The organism is Stenotrophomonas sp. SMYL41 (genome assembly GCF_036319965.1).
In the GTDB taxonomy this organism is placed as follows: domain Bacteria; phylum Pseudomonadota; class Gammaproteobacteria; order Xanthomonadales; family Xanthomonadaceae; genus Stenotrophomonas; species Stenotrophomonas maltophilia_R.
Map to the genome: position 1 here is coordinate 173,592 of NZ_JAWIRX010000005.1, position 17,703 is coordinate 191,294.

Sequence of the window (17,703 nt, forward strand, 5' to 3'; positions counted from 1 at the left end):
TAGTCGAGCTTGCTCGACTGTAACGCACGTTTGGCCCACCCAGTCGTGCCGACCAACGGTCGGCACCTACCAGAGCCGGTATCGCCGGGCCATGCCCGGCGAGCGAAGCGGTGCGTTACGCCACGCGGCCGCGGCGGGCACGTTCCAGGTGCACCAGCAGCAGCGAGATCGCCGCCGGGGTCATGCCCGGGATGCGCTGCGCCTGGCCGATGGTCTGCGGGCGTACGCGCTCCAGCTTCTGCAGTACTTCGGCCGACAGCCCACGCACACTGGCGTAGTCGAAGCCTTCGGCGATCGGCGTGGCTTCGTGGCGCTGCTGGCGTTCGATCTCCTCGCGCTGGCGGTCCAGGTAGCCGGCGTACTTCACGCCGATCTCGACCTGCTCGGCCACCTTGCCATCGGCCACGGCCGGGCCCAGCGACGGCACCTGCATCAGCTGCGCGTAATCCAGCTCCGGGCGCTTGATCAGGTCCAGCACGTTGGTCTCGCGGCTGACCGCCACGCCCAGCGTGTCCTGCACTTCGCGGCCCAGCGCATTGGCCGGGGTCGCCCACAGCGCACCCAACCGCGCGCGCTCGGCGGCGACAGCCGCCTGCTTGGTCTCGAAGGCGCTCCAGCGGCGGTCATCGACCAGGCCCATCTCGCGGCCGGCCGGGGTCAAGCGCTGGTCGGCATTGTCCTCGCGCAGCTGCAGGCGGTACTCGGCGCGGCTGGTGAACATGCGGTAAGGCTCGTTGGTGCCGTGGGTGATCAGGTCATCCACCAGCACGCCCAGGTACGCTTCATCGCGGCGCGGGCACCAGCCGTCCAGCCCGCGCACCTGGCGCGCGGCATTGAGGCCGGCCAGCAGGCCCTGTGCGGCAGCTTCCTCATAGCCGGTGGTGCCGTTGATCTGGCCGGCGAAGAACAGGCCGCTGACCAGCTTGGTTTCCAGCGAAGCCTTCAGCCCGCGCGGATCGAAGAAGTCGTACTCGATCGCGTAGCCGGGGCGGGTGATGTGTGCGTTCTGGAAACCGCGGATGCTGCGCACCATCTCCAGCTGCACGTCGAACGGCAGCGAGGTGGAGATGCCGTTGGGATAGATCTCGACGACGCCCAGGCCTTCGGGTTCGACGAATATCTGGTGGCTGGCCTTCTCGGCGAAGCGCACTACCTTGTCCTCGATGGACGGGCAGTAGCGCGGGCCGATGCCCTCGATCTGGCCGCTGTACAGCGGCGAACGGTGCAGGGCGTCGCGGATGATCTGGTGGGTCTGTTCGGTGGTGTGGGTGATCCAGCAGCTGACCTGCTGCGGATGCTCGTCCACCGAACCGAGGAAGGACATCACCGGGCGCGGCGAATCGCCGGGCTGCTCGTCCATCACGCTGTAATCCAGCGAGCGGCCATCGATGCGCGGCGGCGTGCCGGTCTTCAGTCGGTCGACCTGGAACGGACGCTCGCGCAGGCGCGCGGCCAGCGTGGTGGCCGGCGGGTCGCCCATGCGGCCGGCGGCGTACTGGGTCGGGCCGACGTGGATCTTGCCGGCCAGGAAGGTACCGGCGGTCAGCACCACGGCCTCGGCGTCGAAGCGCAGGCCGGTCTGGGTGATGGCCCCGCGCACGGCGTCGCCGTCGATGACCAGGTCATCGACGGCCGCCTGGAACACGGTCAGATTGGCCTGGCTTTCGACGATGGCGCGGATCGCCATGCGGTACAGGTTGCGGTCGGCCTGGCAGCGGGTCGCGCGCACGGCCGGGCCCTTGGAGGCGTTGAGCGTGCGCCACTGGATGCCGGCACGGTCGGCGGCATGCGCCATCGCACCGCCGAGGGCGTCGATTTCCTTGACCAGGTGGCCCTTGCCGATGCCGCCGATGGCCGGGTTGCAGCTCATCGCGCCCACGGTTTCGATGTTGTGGGTCAGCAGCAGGGTGCGCACGCCGGTGCGGGCCGCGGCCAGCGCGGCTTCGGTGCCGGCGTGGCCACCGCCGATGACGATGACGTCGTAACGATGGAAGGACGGGTTCATGGGGGCTGTTCAGCTGGGGGCGGGCGCGGCTGCGGGGCGGCGCCGGGGTGGCGATTTTAGCGCCATTCGGCGCCGGGACGTCGGCGCCGGCCGACCGGCGTCGAAATCAGCCCTAAAGTTGGCAGGATTTTTGCAGATAACCCAATAGCACCCACCGTGGCTGGCGCCGTAGGCGCCCGTGACCGGAATTGGAACAGGGGCCGGTACAGGCGCACGGTGGGGGAGCAGAGGGCCGGCAGTCGGGGGACTGTCCGGCCCTGTTTTTTGGCGCTGTCGGGAAGGCGCCATCCACGCATGGCGTGGATCTACCGGCGCTGGGGCTCTCGCCGGTTGGCGACCCGGCAAAACAAACGGCCCCGCATTGCGGGGCCGTCTGCCTTCAGAGGTGCCGACATCCGACAGGGCCGGAACAGGGGGGATCCAGATGTTCCTGTCGGATATCGACGTAGAGCTTTTTGCGGCGGCCCTTGTCGTTTTTGTCACATTGTGACGCGGGCCGTCACTGGTCCCGTAGAGTGCGGCTTGGACCGGGTGAAATGCAAGACGGTTCAGCGCTCAACTGTGCGCTGCGTCCCACGATCCATGTTGCGCCAGGGGGAACCGTTCATCCTCGGCGCACTCGGCGCCGGGGCCGGACGGGCCTGCGGCGGAGGCGCTGACGGCTGGATGTTCGACTGCGGCGGGCGACGCATCGAGTCCATGTTCCGCCACGGCGAACCGCCGTTGTACGACGGCCGCGACGGCGGCGGCGGACGATTCTCGCCACCATTGCCGGGCGGGCGCGGCGGCGGACGGTGGTTGTGCGGCGGGCGGTAGATCGGGCGCGAGTAGTACGGATTGCCATAGCCGCCGTAGTAACCGCCATAGCCACCGTAGTACGGGTAGCCATAGTTGTAGGGATAGCCGGCCGGGTAGCGGTATTCCACCGACGGCGCACCGTGGTAGTAGCCGCCACTGCGGCCACCGCCGACGTAGTCGTAGGTGGTGCAGCCGGTCAGGGCCAGCATCAGGCCGCCGGCAAGCATCAGGCGCGTTTTCATGGTGGATCCCCCCAGAGGACGGGTTGTGCAGTCAGCTTCGTGCGCAGGCGTTGAATCGGCCCTTAACTTCGCTGGCCAGGATGAATGAAGGTGAAGGCCCTCATGCTGGCATGACCTGTGCCGGGGTCGCCAGCGCGGAACCATACGTTAATCTTGCGTCATGAGCGATTCACTGTTGCCCTGTGCCGACGATGTCCTGGCTGCCGCTGCGCGGATCGCGCCGCACGCCAGCGTGACCCCGGTGCTGCGCTCGCGCACGCTTGATGCGCTGGCCGGCGCGCCGCTGGCGTTCAAGGCCGAACACCTGCAGCGCGGCGGCGCGTTCAAGTTCCGTGGTGCCTGCAACGCGGTGTGGTCGTTGGATGCCGATCGCGCCCGTGCCGGCGTGGTCACCCATTCCTCCGGCAACCACGGCGCCGCTTTGGCCCTGGCCGCGCGGACCCGAGGCATTCCCTGCCATGTAGTGGTGCCCGAAGGTGCGGTGGCGGCCAAGCTGGCCAACATCGCCCGGCACGGTGCCACCCTCTGGCGCTGCCCGCCGACCGTCGCCGATCGTGAGGCCGCCTGCGCCAAGGTGCAGGCCGATACCGGCGCGACCCTGGTCCATCCGTATGCGGACCCGGCGGTGATGGCCGGACAGGGCACCGCGGCCCTGGAACTGCTGCACAGCGACGGCCCGTTCGATGTGCTGGTGGTACCGGTGGGGGGCGGTGGCCTCGCCAGCGGTACCGCGCTGGCCCTGCAGCTCGCCAGCCCGCAGACCCGGCTGGTGCTGGCCGAACCGGCCGGCGCCGATGACACCGCACGTTCGCTGGCCGCAGGCGAGCGCCAGGGGGCTTTCACACCGGACACGATCTGCGATGGCCTGCGTACCCTGATCGGCGCCCCCAACTTCGCGCTGCTGCGCGCGGCCGGGGCCGAGGTGATCGTGGTCGATGACGCCGCCACCACGGCCGCGATGCGCTTGCTGTGGGAGGTGCTCAAGCAGGTGGTCGAGCCGTCCTCGGCCACCGTGCTGGCCGCGGTGCTGGCACAGCCGCAGCGATTCGCCGGCCTGCGCGTGGGCCTGGTCCTGTCCGGAGGCAATGTCGACCTGCCCGCGCTGCGCTGGGGGGCGCCGTGAGCCGCGACCGGCACCGGCCCCGCACCGGCCTGCTGGGGTGGCTGTGGCGACTGTTCGTGCTGCTGGTGATCTGGCTGCTGGGCGTGACCGCCTGGATCGTCTGGGTCGGTGAGCGCGACCAGGCCGCCAAGGCCGACGCCATCATCGTGCTGGGTGCGGCGGCCTATGACGCCAAGCCGTCGCCGGTGTTCGAAGAACGCATCCGCCATGGCCTGGATCTTTATGAGGCCCAGTACGCGCCATTGCTGATCTTCACCGGTGGCTATGGCGGGACCGGCGCGCGCTTTTCCGAATCGCAGGTGGCGCGGCGTTATGCGCTCAAGCATGGCGTGCCGGACGACGCGATCCTGATCGAGACCGCCTCGCGCAACACCGTGCAGAACCTGGTCGAAGCCAAGCGGTTGATGGACCAGCGCGACCTGCACCGGGTGATCATCGTCAGCGACCCGTTGCACATGGCGCGCGCGCTGCGCCTGAGCAAGGCGCTGGGCATCGACGCACTGGCCTCGTCCACGCCCAGTACGCGCTTCCGCAGCTTCCACACCAGCTGGCGCTTCCTGGTGCAGGAAATCTATTTCTTCCACCGCGACCTGGTGCGCCCGCCGCTGAGTTCGCCGGCCAATACCTGAGCAGCTGCCTGCTTTGGGTGAGTGCCAACCTTGGTTGGCACAATGCTGGCGGCACCGCGATCTGATGGGGTGTGCCAACCACGGTTGGCACCTACCGGAGCGTTGTGGTCAGGTCTGCTTGCGCCGGATCGGAATCGCCGACACCGGCACCGAGGCCACGTCGTGCCCGCCTTCGCGGATCGGTGCGCCCGGGTCCGGAGCCCAGGCGTGGGCATAGATCACTTCCCAGCTGCTGGGCAGCTTGCCGTCGGCGCGCCGCATCGGTTCATACGCCGCTGCCGCAGCGGCGAAACGGCCACGTCCGGTCAGCGTGTGGCGGCGGTCCACCCGTGCGTTGGTCGCGCCCATCGCGCGCAGCTCGCGCATCAGCGAGGGCAGGTCGTCGTAGGTCAGGGTGAACAGGTCGCGGTCCAGCACCGGGTCGCGGAAGCCGGCCATCATCAGCGCATCGCCGAACTGGGCGATCTGCGCGAAGCGGCTCACGTGCGGGCGGTCATCGGCGGCGGCGAACGCTTCGTTGAGTTCCACCAGCGTTTCCGGGCCGAAAGTCGAGCACAGCAGCAGGCCACCGGGCTTGAGCACGCGACGGAACCCGGCAAATACCGCCGGCAGGTCGTCCACCCACTGCAGGCACAGGTTGCTGAAGATCACGTCCACGCTGTTGTCGGCCAGCGGCAGCGCGGTGGCGTCGCCGCACAGGCGCTGGAACGGCTTCCACCAGCCAGCCTGGCGCTTGGCCTGGTCCAGCATCGGCAATGCCACGTCCAGTGCGATCACCTGCGCCTTCGGCCAGCGCTTCTTCATCAGTGCACTGGCGTGGCCGGTGCCGGCGCCGATGTCCAGCACCACCTCCGGTTTGCGCGCCTCCAGGTAGTCCAGCGATTCGATCAGCCGCGCCTGCACCTCGCGCTGCAGGGCGGCGGCGGCGTCATAGCTGTTGGCGGCGCGGGCGAACGCGCGGCGGACATGGCGGGCATCGAAGTGGGACGGCATTGCGAAAGTCTCTTAGAACGTACCGGGGTAGGCGCCGCCGTCGATCAGCAGGTTCTGCCCGGTGAGGTAACCGGCCTGTGCACTGCACAGGAAGGCGCAGGCGGCGCCGAATTCATCCGCCGTGCCGAAGCGGCCGGCGGGGATCTGCTGGCGGCGGCGTTCGGCCACTTCCCCAGCATCGCCATCCTTGCCGGCACTGTGGGCGAAGTTGGCGCGCAGGCGATCGGTATCGAACTGGCCGGGCAGCAGGTTGTTGATCGTGACGTTGTGCGCCACGGTGCGGCGCGACAGGCCGGCGACGAAGCCGGTCAGGCCACTGCGCGCGCCGTTGGACAGCGCCAGGATGTCGATGGGTGCCTTCACCGCCGAGGAGGTGATGTTGACGATGCGGCCGAAGCCACGCTCGATCATCGCGTCCACGGTGGCGCGGATCAGTGCGATCGGCGCCAGCATGTTGGCGTCCAGCGCAGCGATCCAGTCGTCGCGCTCGAAGGCGCGGAAATCGCCGGGCGGCGGACCACCGGCGTTGTTGACCAGGATGTCCACCTGCGGGCACGCGGCCAGCGCCGCAGCGCGACCGGCTTCGGTGGTGACGTCGGCGGTGACTGTGCGCACTTCGGCGGCGCCGGGCAGGGCACGCAGTTCTTCAGCGGCCGCCTGCAGGGCGGCTTCGCCGCGGGCCACGATCACCACGTTGACGCCCTCACGCGCCAGCGCACGCGCGCAGCCCAGGCCCAACCCCTTGCTTGCGGCGCAGACCAGTGCCCAGCGGCCGTTGATACCCAGATCCATGCGTCAAACCTGCGGAATTCGGAAGGCGCTCATTGTCCGCCATTGGCCGGTGACAGGCCGGCAACGAAGTGTTGCAGGGCGGCGGCGACCTCGTCTGCATGGCCGAGAAACGGCGCATGGCCGCCGTGGGCGATGGTCAGCGCCTGAGCGCCTGGGGCCAGCGCGGCGGCGGCCTGCATGGCGAGCGGCGACACCAGCCGGTCGCGCTGGCCGGCGATCCACAGGCTGGGTTTGCCCAGCGTCGGCAGTGCGCCGCGCAGGTCGGTGCTTTCCAGCAGGCGCAGGCCTTCCAGCAGCGCACGTTCGGTGGGCGCACCGCGCTCGACCAGGCGCTGGCGCAGCGTGCGCAGCTCCTCGCGGGCATGTGCCGAGCCCATCACGTCCAATGCCAGGAAGCGCTCGAGGGTGCCGCCGAAGTCGCTGGCCAGCTCGCGGCCGAACTGCTCGAACACCGCCGGTTCCACCGCATGCGGCCAGTCGTCGCCACGCACGAAGCGCGGTGTGGCCGCGATCATCGCCAGCCCGCGCACTTTCGGCAGCGTGGCCGCCGCATGCAGCGCAAACAGGCCACCCAGCGACCAGCCGCACCACACTGCCGGTGGCGTGGCTGCAGCAATGGCGTTGACCACGAACGGCAGGCGCAGCGGCGTGGTGTCCTCGCGGCTGTGACCGTGGCCCGGCAGATCAACCAGATGCAGGGTGAAGCGATCGGCCAGGCGTTGTACCAGCGGCGCGAACACACCGCCCTGCAGGGCCCAGCCATGGATCAGTACCAGGTCCGGCCCCTGGCCGGTGACGTCGATATGCATGGGAAAACGGCAGCAGGCTCAGGCAAAGACAGGCAGCGGCGGTGGCGCGGCCTCACGCGCGGCCAGCTCGACGCGATCGCGCGCGCTGGCGATGGCTTCGACCAACCCACGCACCTGCTCGGGGGTGTGCAACGCGGACAGGGTGACGCGCAGGCGCGCCTTGCCATCGGGAACCGTGGGCGGGCGGATCGCTCCGACCAGCCAACCGGCCTGTTCCAATGCCTTGGACATCGCCACGGCGCGCTGGTCGTCGCCACACAGCAGCGGCTGGATCGGCGTTTCCGAGGCCATCAGGTCCAGGCCATGGCGGCGGGCTTCGCCGCGGAACAGCGCGATCAGATCGGTCAGTTTCGAACGCCGCCAGTTGTCACGGCGTGCCAGGCGTACCGCTTCGAGCGCTGCGGCGGCGAGCGGTGGCGGCATCGCCGTGGTGTAGATGTACGGGCGCGCCGTTTCGGCCAGGTGCTCGACCAGGTCATCGCGGCCCAGCACCAGCGCGCCGGAACCGCCCAGCGCCTTGCCAAGGGTGACCAGCTGCAGCGGCACATCGTCCACGCCCAGTCCCGCAGCCGCGACCGTGCCACGGCCATCGCCCACCACGCCCACGCCATGCGCATCATCCACATAGAACAGCGCCTGCTGCAGGCGTGCCACAAGCGACAATGCACGCAGCGGTGCGATGTCGCCATCCATGCTGAAGACACCATCGGTGGCCAGCATCGCCGCACCATCTGGTGCGTGCTTGAGCTGGCGCATCGCACCTTCCGCATCCAGATGCGGATAACGGCGCAGGCGCGCACCGGCCAGCCGCGTCGCATCGAGCAGGCTGGCGTGGTTGAGCTTGTCCTGCACGCACACGTCGTTCTCTTCGCTCAGCAGCGCCTGCTGCACGGCCAGGTTGGCGGCGAAGCCGCTGCCGAACAGCAGCGCGCGCGGGTAGCCCAGCCATTCCGCCACTTCGCGCTCCAGCGCGTCATGCAGGGCGTGGTGGCCGCAGACCAGATGCGAGGCACCGGCGCCGGTGCCTTCGCGCGCGGCCGCATCCTGCAGCGCGTTGACCACGCTGAACTGCTGGGCCAGGCCCAGGTAATCATTGCTGCAGAAGCCGGTCAGCCACTGGCCGTCCACTTCCAGGCGGATGCCATCACGACGGGTGACCGAGCGCCGCGTGCGGCGACGACCTTGGGCATCGCGCAGGGCGCGTTGGGCGTGGAGGCGGGCGGTCAGGTCGGGGCGGGCCATGGCGGCTGAATGCGGCGACGGGGCGGCTAGGGTAGCGCGTTGCCGCGACGCCTGCTTGTGCCCCGTCTCAGGCCGCGTGAGCGCAGCCACAGCCGGGGGTGTCGGCGCTGATATCGGCGTGCACGGTGCCGCCGTGGTCGTGGCCCTCGGCATCCACCTGCACGGCCATCGGCTGCAGGCCCAGGCGTGCGAACAGGGCCAGGTCGCGCTCGCGCTCCGGGTTGCCGGTGGTCAGCAGCCTGTCGCCGTAGAAGATCGAGTTGGCACCGGCCAGGAAACACAGCGCCTGCAGTTCGTCGCTCATCGCTTCACGCCCGGCCGACAGTCGCACCATCGAGCGCGGCATGGCAATGCGTGCCACCGCAATCATGCGCACGAACTCGAACGGGTCCAGCTCGGCGCTGCCGTGCAGCGGCGTGCCCGCCACCTGCACCAGCTTGTTGATCGGCACCGAATCGGGATGTGCCGGCAGCGTGGCCAGCGCCAGCAGCAGGCCGACGCGCTGCGCGCGTGTCTCGCCCATGCCGACGATGCCGCCGCAACAGGTCTTCAGGCCGGCATCGCGCACGTGCTCCAGCGTGTCCAGGCGGTCCTGGTAATGGCGCGTGTGGATGATCGAATCGTAGTAGTCCGGCGCGGTGTCGAGGTTGTGGTTGTAGTAGTCCAGTCCGGCGTCCTTCAGCGCACGCGCCTGCTCGCCACTGAGCATGCCCAGCGTGGCGCAGGTCTCCAGGCCCAGTGCCTTCACTCCGGCGATCATTGCCGCCACCTTCGGAATGTCGCGGTCCTTCGGCGAACGCCATGCGGCACCCATGCAGAAGCGCGAGGCACCGGCGGCCTTGGCCTGGCGTGCCTTGGCCAGCACTGCGTCGGTCTCCATCAGCTTCTGCGCGTTCACCCCGGTGCTGTAGCGCTGCGCCTGCGGGCAGTACGCGCAGTCTTCCGGGCAGCCGCCGGTCTTCACCGACAGCAGCGTGGAGACCTGCACCTGCGATGGGTCGAAATGCTCGCGGTGGACCGCTGCGGCGCGGAACAGCAGCACGGGGAACGGCAGATCGAACAGTGCCTGCAGTTCGTCGTGTTGCCAGTCGTGGCGGATGGCAGCAGCCATGGCGGGACCTTGGGTACGAGTGGAGCGAGGGCGGCAGTGTGGGTGGGTTGGTGAGTGCTGTCAACTCAATTGCTTCTAATTTGGTTTACATTGATCGGCCGCCATGAACGGGCGCTACGGTGTAAGTTCATTGCTGCATACGGACGCGCGAGCACGTGCCATGAACAGCTACCAGTCCTACCCGATCCGTCGCGACGCGGTGCTGTGCAGCCTGGCCGAACTTCCTGACGGCGGCCTGCGCGTGGTGCTGGATGATCTGCGTCAGGCCGATGCGAAGGGGCAGTGGAAGAATCACGCCTTCGTGACCTTCAAGGACTACCCGGCAGGGGAGCTCGATCCGGCGATGCTGCCGAAGGAGGAACTTGAAGCATTCGGTCACTATGTCTTGGTTCGCTTGTTGGCCATCAATGGCTGCCTGCGCGATACGGACGAGCGCTCCGACAACGATGCCCATCTCACTCACCAGGAGCGGCAGAACATCGCCGCGCTGACCGACGAGGACATCGCCTGGATCGATGCGCAGCTGTTCTCCCTCTGCGACGGGCAGTTCCGAAAGATCGCCTACATTGTGGGCATGGTCATGTCGCTGCAGCCGAAGTGCCGATCGGGAATTCCAGATGTGTTCTATGCACGGCGTGTACGCATGCTGGTAGAACGGGGCATGTTGCAGGCGCAGGGCGACCTCACGCGGATGGGCTGTTGCGAAGTGCGCGTCCGGCAGTAGGCTTGCACCGACCAGGACCTGGTTGGAACTGTGTTTACATCTACCTGCTGCAAGGACACATGCTGAAGTCCATTCAGAAGATGGCGGCAGCTGAGGCAATGAAAGAAGAATGCACATGGAACCGGACGCGATGCCGCAGGGCGGAAAGCTGCTGATACTCGATCTGGATGAGACGCTGGTGCATGCCAGCGAGCGTGAACTGGAGCGACCCGCGGATTTCCGCCTCGTCGGCTACCACGTCTACCTGCGGCCCCACCTGCAGGCATTCCTCGACTATGCCTTTGCCCATTTCACGGTGGGTGTGTGGACGTCGTCCGGGCAACTGTATGCCGAACCGCTGGTGGACCAGCTGATGCCGGGGCGTCCGCTGGCGTTCCTGTGGTCCGCGCCGCGGTGCAGTATGGCCCGTGATTGGGAAACCGGCGGTTACACCTCGCAGAAGCGGCTGGGCAAGCTGAAGCGCCACGGCTTCCGTTTGGAGCAGATGATCGGTATCGATGACACGCCCGGCAAGTACGCCAGAAACTACGGAAATCTGGTCGAGGTGCGTGAGTTCACCGGTGATCCGGCTGATGACGAGCTGGCCCATCTGCAGCTGTATCTGGAGTGGCTGCGGCAGCAGCCCAACGTGCGCAGCGTGGAAAAGCGCCGGTGGCGGGAGCGCCTGCCCGTTTAGCGGTGTGCGCACGGGGCTGGTTGCCGGAACGGCCCGTGTCCGGGCATTTCACCGCATCCTGCAAGGCCTTCAGCCACAGTAACCGCTGTCCGCCCGTTTCCGCTCCGTCCACACTGCCCCGCATGACCGATCTCCATCGCCTCCGCGGCCGCATCACCGCGCTGGTTCTCAGCGAGGCCTGGCGCCGCCGCGCCGCGCTCTGGGGCGGCGCCGTGGCCGTGGCACTGGTGGCCATCCTGTTCGCCAAGGCCAGCGACGCGGCCTTCCACCTGTTCCAGCGCATCACCTCGCACTCGCCGTGGTGGGCGCTGCTGCTCACGCCGGGCATCTTCGCGTTGTTGGCGTGGCTGACTGCGGGCGTGCTGAAACCCACCCGCGGCAGCGGTATTCCGCAGGTCATCGCTGCGTTGGACAAGCCCGATGAGCCGTTCCGGAAGATCAATCTTTCGCCTGCGGTCTCGGCGGGCAAGCTGCTGCTGACCTCGTTGTCGCTGCTCGGTGGCGCGTCGGTCGGGCGCGAGGGCCCGACGGTGCATGTGGGTGCCAGCCTGATGTACCTGTTCGGCCGCTGGTTCGGCTTCAAGGATCCACGCGAGCTCTCGCACTTCCTGCTGGCGGGCGGCGCGGCGGGCATTGCGGCGGCGTTCAACACGCCGCTGGCCGGTATCGTCTTTGCCATCGAGGAGCTCAGCGGCCGTTTCGAGCATCGGTTCTCCGGCACCCTGCTGACCGCGGTGATCGTCGGCGGCGTGGTGTCGCTGGGCCTGCTGGGCAACTACACCTATTTCGGCCATGTAAGCGCGCGGCTGCCGCTGGGGCAGGGTTGGCTGGCGATCCTGTTGTGCGGTGTGGTGGCGGGTCTGCTGGGAGGCTTGTTCGCGCGCGCCGTGCTGGCCAGTGCGGCGGGCCGCCCGCGTTGGCTGGGCCAGCTGCGGCAGCGGCATCCCGTGCTGCTGGCGGCCGCGTGCGGCCTGGTGGTGGTGGTGCTCGCCCTCGTCTTCGGCGAAGGCGCGTTCGGCACCGGCTACGAGCAGGCGCGCAGCCTGGTACAGGGCCAGGCGATGGTGGGCCATGAGTTCGGGTTGATGAAGCTGCTGGCCAACCTGGCGTCGTACGTGGCGGGCATTCCCGGTGGCCTGTTCTCACCTGCGTTGGCGGTCGGCGCGGGACTCGGCCACAACCTGGCCGTGCTGATGCCGGGCGTGGATCCACGTGCGTTCGTGCTGCTGGGCATGTGTGCCTACCTGACCGGCGTCACCCAGGCACCGCTGACCTCGGCGGTGATCTCGCTGGAGCTGACCGACAGTGGTGATCTGCTGCTGCCGATCCTGGCCACGGTGCTGATCGCGCGGGGCGTGTCCGGGCTGGTGTGCCGCGTGCCGATCTACCGTGGGTTGGCGGAGTTGTTGATGGTGCCGCAAGCAGAGCCGGCTGATAGGCATCGCTGATTACCTTGGTCAACAGGATCAATCAGGTCGTAATCTTCACTCCTGTAGTGAAGCTGATTCCTCGTTGCACCGTCTACCCGATGCCGCGTGTGCCGCAGAAGATGCGCCGACGCCGGGGCTGCACCCGGACCTGCATCGAGAGCAACCATGATCAACTGCCGTATCCGCAGCCTGGCGGCTGCCGTCCTGGCCCTGGCCAGTTCCCCCGCGCTGGCGATGTCCGGCGCGCCCCTGCTGCCCAGCGAGCGCAGCATCGGCACCCTCGAACCGGTGGCGCGTTTCGAAGGTGCCATGCCCACCAGCGTGGCGGTGTCCGAGACCGGGCGGATCTTCGTCAACTTCCCGCGCTGGGGCGATGACGTGACCTACAGCGTGGCCGAATGGCGCGAGGGCCGCGCCGTGCCCTATCCGGATGCGCGCATCAACCGCAAGGACGGTCCCGATCCGGCGGCCCACTTCATCAGCGTGCAGAGTGTGGTGGCCGATGGCCAGTGCCGGTTGTGGGTGCTGGATACCGCCGCGCCCGGGTTCTCTGCGCCACAGGCCGGCGGTGCCAAGCTGGTGGCGATCGATCTGGCCACCAACACCGTGGCCAGAACGCTGGTATTCCCGGCAAACGTCATCGACGCGCGCACTTACGTCAACGATGTGCGCTTCGATTTCCGTGTCGGCCGCGAGGGCGTCGCCTACGTGACCGACTCGTCGCTGAGCGGCATCGGCGGCATCATCGTGATTGACCTCGCTACCGGCGCCGCGTCCAAGCGGCTGATCGGTCATGTGTCCACATCGGCGGATCCCGCCTTCGTACCGATCGTGGAAGGACAGCAGATGCGACTGCGTAACGCCGATGGTTCGACGCAGCCGTTCACCGTGGCCGCCGATGGCATCGCCCTGTCGCCCGATGGCGGCACCCTGTTCTACACGCCCTTGTCCAGCCGTCATCTGTACAGCGTGCCGACCGCGCTGCTGCGCGACCCGAAGCTGAGTGAAGCCGAACTGGCGGCGGCGGTGGTCGACCTGGGCGACAAGGGTGCCTCCGATGGTATGGAGATGGACGCCAACGGCCGGCTGTATGCCAGCGACTACGAGCACAACGCCATCCATGCCCGCGATGCGCAGGGGCGCTGGACGACCGTCGTGCACGACCCGCGCATCCTGTGGCCGGATACCCTGTCGATGGGGCCGGATGGCTACCTGTACTTCACCGCCAACCAGCTGCATCGGCAGGCCGGATTCAATGGTGGCGTGGATCGCCGGCAGACGCCGTACATGGTGTATCGCACCCGGGTGGATGCGAAGCCTGCGCCAACGCGGTGAAGTGATCGGGGCAGAAGGTGGGCGATGAAAATGCCTACGGGTCGTTGAGGGCACCCCCGATGGCAACGCGCTGGCGGCGGCGACATGCTGAAGCGCATGTCTGCCTTCTTCGATCCGGGCCGCCACGTGCAGGCCGCACTTCGCGTGCTGCTACCGCTTCGTTGCCTGGTCTGCGGCGACCCGGGCCACGATGATCTTGACCTGTGCCGGGCCTGCCTTGTCGATCTGCCTTGGTCTGGCCGCACCTGCCTGCGTTGTGCGCTGCCGCTGCCCGACAACGCGCTGATCGTCTGCGGCAGCTGCCGCGAGGAAGCACCGCCGCAGGCCGCCACCCATGCCAGCCTGTTGTACCTGCCGCCGGTCGACCAGCTGCTGGTGCGCTACAAGTTTCATCAGGACGTCGCCGCCGGTCGCCTGCTGGCACAGCTGATGCAGCGGGCGCCGCCGCCCTGGTGGTGCCCACCGCTGGTGCCGGTGCCGCTGCACAATCGTCGCCTGCGCCAGCGCGGCTACAACCAGGCGGGTGAGCTGTGCCGGTTGCTGTCGATGCCGGTCTGGCACGGACTGTACCGGCGGCGGCATACGGCACCACAGTCCGAACGCACGGCCGAACAGCGCCGGGAGAACCTGTTCGATGCGTTCGATGTACGCGGTCCAGTGCCACCGCGACTGACCGTGGTCGACGACGTGATGACCACAGGCAGTACGGTGATGGAGATTGCCGAAACGCTGCGCTGCGTCGGCGTTGAAGAGGTGCGCGTATGGGTGTGCGCGCGGGTGCCGTGATCGTTCTCTTCATCGCCAGGGGCTAGGATGGGGCCGGTTCCGGATCGAAGGAGTGGCCATGAATTCCCCCTTGTCTCCCCTGTTGTCGGCGGTTGGCCGTAGCTGGTGGATCCTCCTGCTGTATGGCCTGGTCGCTCTGGGCTTCGGCATCATCGCCATCGGCTGGCCGTTGTCGGCGGCCATGGCACTGGCCTGGACACTGGGCGTGATGGCCATCGTCGAGGGCGTCATCAGCCTGTTCGCCCTGATCAGTGGCGGCAGCGGCGCTTCGCGCGGCTGGCTCGCGCTCTATGCCATTGCTTCGCTGGGTTTCGGCATCCTGGCGGTGATCAATCCGCTGGCCACCGCCAGCGTGCTGGTGCTGTTCCTGGCAGCGTGGCTGCTGGTGGCCGGCATCTATCGCATCGTGTTCGCGATCCGCGTGCGCAAGCAGCTCCAGGGCGAATGGCTGCTGATCCTCAGTGGCGTGCTGGCGGTGGTGCTGGGCCTGCTGTTCGCGGTCAACCCGTATGCAGGCGTGGCAGTGACCACCCTGTGGATCGGCATCGGCAGCCTGCTGTACGGGCTGCTGCAGGTGCTGGTGGCGTTCAAGCTGCGGAAGCTGAAGTGAGAACGGCGCTTGCGTTGTTGCTGGGCGCGGCACTGGCCATGGCCGGATGCACGCCAGGTGCCACGCCCGCGGTGCAGGCGGTCGAGGGACACGCACCGCGCGCGGGTGTGGATGTGCGCCTGAGCGCGGTCGATGCGGACGGCAAGGGCAGACAGGCGCAGTGGCAGGGCGAAACCCTCGCCCTGCGCGAGCCGTCGATCGCTGGCAGCGCCGACATCGCCGATGTGCGCTACGTACTGGACGAGGCCAAGCAGCCGGGCCTGCAGATCCGCTTTCGACACGAAGCGCACCAGCGCATCCATGATGGCACGGCAGCCCTGGTGGGCCAGCGCGCGGCGCTCAGCGTGGACGGCCGCGTGTTGATGGTGGCGACGGTGAAGGGGCCGTTCGGCGAATCGATGATGTTGAGCGGGCTGTCCAGCGTTGCCGAGGCGCGGGATCTGGCCAGGCACATCACCGGCGAATGACCGGCGCGCCTGCGACCCCGCGCTGCGCGCGGAGGTCGACCCAGGTCGACGATTACCGGGCGAACCGGGCCTCGATTTCTTCCAGCGACTTGCCCTTGGTCTCCGGCAGCCAGAACGCAGCCACCAGGAAGAACACGAAGGTGCAGGCCGCCCAGAACACGAACATGCTGGCGTAGCCGTAGTGGCCCACCGTGGGCAGGAAGATGGCGGCGATGGTGGTCGACACGAACTGGTTGATCAGCAGCGCGATGCTCATGCCGTTGGAGCGGATGCGGTTGGGCATCAGCTCCGACAGTGCCAGCCACACGCAGACGCCGGGGCCGACCGCGAAGAACGCGACGAACACCAGGATGCAGGTGGCCACCGCCCAGCCATGGGCCGGCGGCGGCACCGGGCCGATGCGGGCCTGCTCGATGCGCAACGGTGCCTGCGTGGCACTGGCGGGGTCGGCGAACGGGTTCAGACGCAGCGTGCGGAAGAACGCACCGATCACGCTGTCTGGCTGCACGGTGCCGGCACGCTCGATGCGCAGCTCGCGGTCGGTCAGGTTGTCGCTGCGCAGGGCGCGTACGTTGGTGAAGTCCCCATAGGCATACGATACGGTCAGCTGCAGCGGCCGGCCCTCGCTGTCGATGCCAGCACCGAGGCGCTGCCATTGGGCTTCATCCAGCACCAGCTGCAGGCCATCGCCGTTGACCGCCGCCTGCAGCTGCGGCTGCACGTCGGTACGGCCGCGCTCGGCCTGGAAGAACAGGGCGGCGGCGGCCAGCAGGGCCACGCAGATGCCGCCGCTGCCGAGCATCAGCAGGAACTTGCGGCCCTTGCGGTCGACCAGCAGCAACGCGACCACGGTCATCACCGCATTGAGCAGCTTGATCGCCACGTCGGCGCCGTTGGCCACTGAACCGGACAGGCCGGCCTGGTTGAGGATGTTCACCGCGTAGGCCAGCACCGAGTTGATGCCGGTGGCCTGGGTGCAGGCCAGCACCACGCAGGCCAGCAGGAACGGCACCACGTAGCGGCGGCTGAGCAGCGGATCGCGCTTGCCGTCGCTGCTGCTCGATTCCGGCGCCTGGATCTGGGCCAGCGTGGGCTCGACCTCTGCGGCGGGCAGGACGCGCTGGAGGCTGCGGCGGGCTTCATCGATGCGACCGCGGCGCACCAGCCAGCGTGGTGATTCGGACAGCCAGAAGATGCCGGCGCAGAACAGCAGGCCCGGCGCCAGGCAGGTCCAGAAGATGGTGCGCCAGGCGTGGTCCTTCACCGTGAACAGTTCCTGCGCCTGCTGCGCGACCGGCAGCGAACGCACGGCTTCGGCGGCGGCATCCACGGCGTGGGCGTGGTACAGGCCGATCAGGGCTGCCAGCACCAGGCCAACGGTCAGCAGCAGCTGGAACATCGCCGCGCCGCGCCCACGTCGTTCGGGGCTGAGCACTTCAGCCAGGTACAGCGGAATCACCACGCCGATCAGGCCGCCACTGATGCCCTGCAGCAAGCGTCCCAGCAGCAGCGGCGTGTAGCCGGAGGCCAGTGCCATGATCGGAATCGAGGCGGTGAACAGCAGGCCGGCCAGCAGCATCGCGCCGCGGCGGCCGATCAGGTCGGCAACCATGCCGGCGAACAGCGAAGACAACACGCTGCCCAGCAGCACTGCCGCCACGACGAAGCCGAGCTGCTGGCTGCTGAGCTGCCACGCGTGGCTGGCCGTTGCCTCCAGGTAGGGCAGGGCGCCGGCGATGATGCCGATGTCGATGCCGTACAGCAGGCCACCCAGGCCGCCGATGAAGAGCAGGTAGCGTACGGGCCAGCGCGGAGCGGTGCGTGCAGTCATCGGCATATCCCAGGAGGTGTTTCGGTGCGGATTGCTTTCTGTAGAGTCGAGCCATGCTCGATTGCTCTGCCGCGCCATGCGCGGACAGCCGAGCATGGCT

At 68.2% G+C, this 17,703-nt stretch carries 17 protein-coding genes; 9 read left to right on the forward strand and 8 right to left on the reverse strand.

The features are described from left to right. Window positions 1-115: 115 nt before the first annotated feature. On the reverse strand, window positions 116-2,005 hold the full coding sequence (gene mnmG / locus V3B30_RS08150; protein ID WP_262084265.1) for a tRNA uridine-5-carboxymethylaminomethyl(34) synthesis enzyme MnmG: 1,890 nt from the start codon (window positions 2,003-2,005) through the stop codon (window positions 116-118). Between the two features lie 548 nt (window positions 2,006-2,553). Then, on the reverse strand, window positions 2,554-3,045 hold the full coding sequence (locus tag V3B30_RS08155) for a hypothetical protein (RefSeq protein ID WP_100474487.1): 492 nt from the start codon (window positions 3,043-3,045) through the stop codon (window positions 2,554-2,556). Between the two features lie 160 nt (window positions 3,046-3,205). Here V3B30_RS08155 and V3B30_RS08160 point away from each other — a divergent pair, with 160 nt between their 5' ends. Beyond that, window positions 3,206-4,168, forward strand: coding sequence for a pyridoxal-phosphate dependent enzyme (locus V3B30_RS08160; protein ID WP_100474484.1), 963 nt, complete (start codon window positions 3,206-3,208; stop codon window positions 4,166-4,168). Next, a complete protein-coding gene (locus V3B30_RS08165; protein ID WP_202908162.1) occupies window positions 4,153-4,797 on the forward strand; it encodes a YdcF family protein in 645 nt (214 codons plus the stop codon). The genes V3B30_RS08160 and V3B30_RS08165 overlap by 16 nt, the downstream gene beginning before the upstream one ends. Before the next feature lie 108 nt (window positions 4,798-4,905). On the opposite strand, the gene bioC is transcribed toward V3B30_RS08165, so the two are convergent. The 5 genes from bioC to bioB form a co-directional block, all read right to left on the reverse strand. After that, on the reverse strand, window positions 4,906-5,790 hold the full coding sequence (gene bioC, locus V3B30_RS08170) for a malonyl-ACP O-methyltransferase BioC (protein ID WP_262084266.1): 885 nt from the start codon (window positions 5,788-5,790) through the stop codon (window positions 4,906-4,908). 12 nt (window positions 5,791-5,802) lie between these two features. Then, the gene (locus V3B30_RS08175; RefSeq protein WP_100474480.1) at window positions 5,803-6,582 is read right to left on the reverse strand and encodes an SDR family oxidoreductase; all 780 of its coding nucleotides are present in this window, start codon (window positions 6,580-6,582) and stop codon (window positions 5,803-5,805) included. Between the two features lie 29 nt (window positions 6,583-6,611). Next, the gene (gene bioH, locus V3B30_RS08180) at window positions 6,612-7,391 is read right to left on the reverse strand and encodes a pimeloyl-ACP methyl ester esterase BioH (protein ID WP_262084267.1); all 780 of its coding nucleotides are present in this window, start codon (window positions 7,389-7,391) and stop codon (window positions 6,612-6,614) included. A gap of 18 nt (window positions 7,392-7,409) precedes the next feature. Then, on the reverse strand, window positions 7,410-8,633 hold the full coding sequence (gene bioF, locus V3B30_RS08185) for an 8-amino-7-oxononanoate synthase (RefSeq protein ID WP_100474476.1): 1,224 nt from the start codon (window positions 8,631-8,633) through the stop codon (window positions 7,410-7,412). 67 nt (window positions 8,634-8,700) lie between these two features. Then, window positions 8,701-9,744, reverse strand: coding sequence for a biotin synthase BioB (bioB, locus tag V3B30_RS08190; protein WP_262084268.1), 1,044 nt, complete (start codon window positions 9,742-9,744; stop codon window positions 8,701-8,703). Window positions 9,745-9,904: 160 nt separating this feature from the next. Between bioB and V3B30_RS08195 the strand changes: the two genes are divergently transcribed. The 7 genes from V3B30_RS08195 (at window position 9,905) to V3B30_RS08225 (ending at window position 15,772) form a co-directional block, all read left to right on the forward strand. Continuing rightward, a complete protein-coding gene (locus V3B30_RS08195; RefSeq protein WP_262084269.1) occupies window positions 9,905-10,468 on the forward strand; it encodes a DUF3658 domain-containing protein in 564 nt (187 codons plus the stop codon). 109 nt (window positions 10,469-10,577) lie between these two features. Next, complete coding sequence (locus V3B30_RS08200; protein WP_262084270.1) at window positions 10,578-11,144, forward strand: HAD family hydrolase; 567 nt, start codon at window positions 10,578-10,580, stop codon at window positions 11,142-11,144. A 122-nt stretch (window positions 11,145-11,266) separates the two neighbouring features. Next, window positions 11,267-12,592, forward strand: coding sequence for a chloride channel protein (locus V3B30_RS08205; RefSeq protein ID WP_262084271.1), 1,326 nt, complete (start codon window positions 11,267-11,269; stop codon window positions 12,590-12,592). A gap of 147 nt (window positions 12,593-12,739) precedes the next feature. Further along, window positions 12,740-13,909: a major royal jelly family protein gene (locus tag V3B30_RS08210; RefSeq protein WP_262084272.1), complete on the forward strand. Its 1,170-nt coding sequence runs from the start codon at window positions 12,740-12,742 to the stop codon at window positions 13,907-13,909. 84 nt (window positions 13,910-13,993) lie between these two features. Further along, a complete protein-coding gene (locus V3B30_RS08215) occupies window positions 13,994-14,695 on the forward strand; it encodes a ComF family protein (RefSeq protein ID WP_329809646.1) in 702 nt (233 codons plus the stop codon). 58 nt (window positions 14,696-14,753) lie between these two features. Further along, the gene (locus V3B30_RS08220) at window positions 14,754-15,305 is read left to right on the forward strand and encodes an HdeD family acid-resistance protein (RefSeq protein ID WP_262084274.1); all 552 of its coding nucleotides are present in this window, start codon (window positions 14,754-14,756) and stop codon (window positions 15,303-15,305) included. A gap of 38 nt (window positions 15,306-15,343) precedes the next feature. Further along, window positions 15,344-15,772 (forward strand): hypothetical protein, encoded by a 429-nt coding sequence (locus V3B30_RS08225; protein WP_262084339.1) that lies wholly within the window; start codon window positions 15,344-15,346, stop codon window positions 15,770-15,772. 52 nt (window positions 15,773-15,824) lie between these two features. On the opposite strand, the gene V3B30_RS08230 is transcribed toward V3B30_RS08225, so the two are convergent. After that, entirely contained in the window at window positions 15,825-17,603 is a 1,779-nt protein-coding gene (locus V3B30_RS08230) for an MFS transporter (protein ID WP_100474451.1), read from the reverse strand. Between the last annotated feature and the right edge of the window lie 100 nt (window positions 17,604-17,703).